Raw genomic sequence first — 1,622 nt, forward strand, 5'->3', positions numbered from 1 at the left:
ATTCTCCGGGTGGTAGGGGTGGTGGTTGTTTGCTGTGAATCACACAGTGGACGCGTCGAGCAAAAAGTTTAGTGTAGTTAAGCCCTCGGCCTATTAGTACCGGTCGACTGAACCTATTACTAGGCTTACATCTCCGGCCTATCAACCCAGTAGTCTAGCTGGGAGCCTTACCCACTCAAGGTGGTGGGATACCTCATCTCGAAGCAGGCTTCCCGCTTAGATGCTTTCAGCGGTTATCCCTTCCGAACGTAGCCAACCAGCCGTGCCCCTGGCGGGACAACTGGCACACCAGAGGTTCGTCCGTCCCGGTCCTCTCGTACTAGGGACAGCCCTTCTCAAGTATCCAACGCGCACGGCGGATAGGGACCGAACTGTCTCACGACGTTCTAAACCCAGCTCGCGTACCGCTTTAATGGGCGAACAGCCCAACCCTTGGGACCTGCTACAGCCCCAGGATGCGACGAGCCGACATCGAGGTGCCAAACCATCCCGTCGATATGGACTCTTGGGGAAGATCAGCCTGTTATCCCCGGGGTACCTTTTATCCGTTGAGCGACACCGCTTCCACACGCAAGTGCCGGATCACTAGTCCCGACTTTCGTCCCTGCTCGACCTGTCAGTCTCACAGTCAAGCTCCCTTGTGTACTTACACTCAACACCTGATTGCCAACCAGGCTGAGGGAACCTTTGGGCGCCTCCGTTACCTTTTAGGAGGCAACCGCCCCAGTTAAACTACCCACCAGACACTGTCCCTCGACCCGATCAGGGCCGCAAGTTAGATACCCAAATCCAACAGAGTGGTATTTCAAGATTGCCTCCACCCGAACTGGCGTCCGAGCTTCACAGGCTCCCACCTATCCTACACAATTACATTCGGATACCAATGTCAAGCTATAGTAAAGGTCCCGGGGTCTTTCCGTCCTGCCGCGCGTAACGAGCATCTTTACTCGTACTGCAATTTCGCCGGGCCTGTGGTTGAGACAGTGGGGAAGTCGTTACGCCATTCGTGCAGGTCGGAACTTACCCGACAAGGAATTTCGCTACCTTAGGATGGTTATAGTTACCACCGCCGTTTACTGGCGCTTAAGTTCTCCGCCTCGCCCTTGCAGGCTAACAGGTCCCCTTAACGTTCCAGCACCGGGCAGGCGTCAGTCCATATACATCGTCTTACGACTTGGCATGGACCTGTGTTTTTAGTAAACAGTCGCTTCCCCCTGCTCTCTGCGGCCATACCACGCTCCACCCGCAAGGGGCTTCACGCGTCCGGCCCCCCTTCTCCCTAAGTTACGGGGGCAATTTGCCGAGTTCCTTAACCACAGTTCGCCCGTCGCCTCGGTATTCTCTACCTGACCACCTGTGTCGGTTTGGGGTACGGGCCGCTCGGAACATCGCTAGAGGCTTTTCTCGGCAGCATAGGATCACTGACTTCACCTGAATCGGCTCGGCATCACGTCTCAGCCTATATGTGTCACGGATTTGCCTATGACACGGCCTACACGCTTACCCCGGCACAACCACCGGCCGGGCTCAGCTACCTTCCTGCGTCACCCCATCGCTAAACTACTACCCACCAGGATCCCAGACTCACAACCCTTGACCCGAAGGTCGCCGGCCGCTCGCAT

1 rRNA gene (running past one end of the window) is annotated in these 1,622 nt (G+C 56.4%); it reads right to left on the reverse strand.

Going from position 1 to position 1,622, the window contains the following annotated elements:
- Positions 1 to 73: 73 nt before the first annotated feature.
- Positions 74 to 1,622: ribosomal RNA gene (locus AB0F10_RS44875) — 23S ribosomal RNA — on the reverse strand (it continues 1,755 nt past the right edge of the window).

It is taken from the genome of Actinoplanes sp. NPDC026623 (assembly GCF_040638275.1).
Lineage (GTDB): Bacteria > Actinomycetota > Actinomycetes > Mycobacteriales > Micromonosporaceae > Actinoplanes.